This is a genomic window from Enterococcus spodopteracolus, assembly GCF_030441955.1.
GTDB lineage: Bacteria > Bacillota > Bacilli > Lactobacillales > Enterococcaceae > Enterococcus_B > Enterococcus_B spodopteracolus.
Window position 1 is genome coordinate 1 of sequence record NZ_JARJHD010000072.1, and the last position, 632, is coordinate 632.

Here is a 632-nt window from a genome sequence, read left to right on the forward strand (position 1 = left end):
CGCCACTTCAGCACGAGATGCGGTGGCCTCAAAAGAGGCAGCAAAATCATCAGAAACTAACGCATCATCAAGTGCCGGTCGTGCAGCTTCCTCGGCAACGGCGGCAGAAAATTCTGCCAGGGCGGCAAAAACGTCCGAGACGAATGCCAGGTCATCTGAAACAGCAGCGGAACGGAGCGCCTCTGCCGCGGCAGACGCAAAAACAGCGGCGGCGGGGAGTGCGTCAACGGCATCCACGAAGGCGACAGAGGCTGCGGGAAGTGCGGTATCAGCATCGCAGAGCAAAAGTGCGGCAGAAGCGGCGGCAATACGTGCAAAAAATTCGGCAAAACGTGCAGAAGATATAGCTTCAGCTGTCGCGCTTGAGGATGCGGACACAACGAGAAAGGGGATAGTGCAGCTCAGCAGTGCAACCAACAGCACGTCTGAAACGCTTGCTGCAACGCCAAAGGCGGTTAAGGTGGTAATGGATGAAACGAACAGAAAAGCCCACTGGACAGTCCGGCACTGACCGGAACGCCAACAGCACCAACCGCGCTCAGGGGAACAAACAATACCCAGATTGCGAACACCGCTTTTGTACTGGCCGCGATTGCAGATGTTATCGACGCGTCACCTGACGCACTGAATAC

At 56.3% G+C, this 632-nt stretch carries 2 protein-coding genes; one reads left to right on the forward strand and one right to left on the reverse strand.

Going from position 1 to position 632, the window contains the following annotated elements:
- Positions 1–423: hypothetical protein (locus tag P3R27_RS15460; RefSeq protein ID WP_301399148.1), on the reverse strand; the 423-nt coding region annotated here is incomplete at its 3' end.
- Here P3R27_RS15460 and P3R27_RS15465 point away from each other — a divergent pair.
- Positions 395–511, forward strand: coding sequence for a phage tail protein (locus P3R27_RS15465; protein ID WP_234409869.1), 117 nt, complete (start codon positions 395–397; stop codon positions 509–511). The two genes, P3R27_RS15460 and P3R27_RS15465, sit on opposite strands and share 29 nt — an antisense overlap.
- Positions 512–632: the final 121 nt, after the last annotated feature.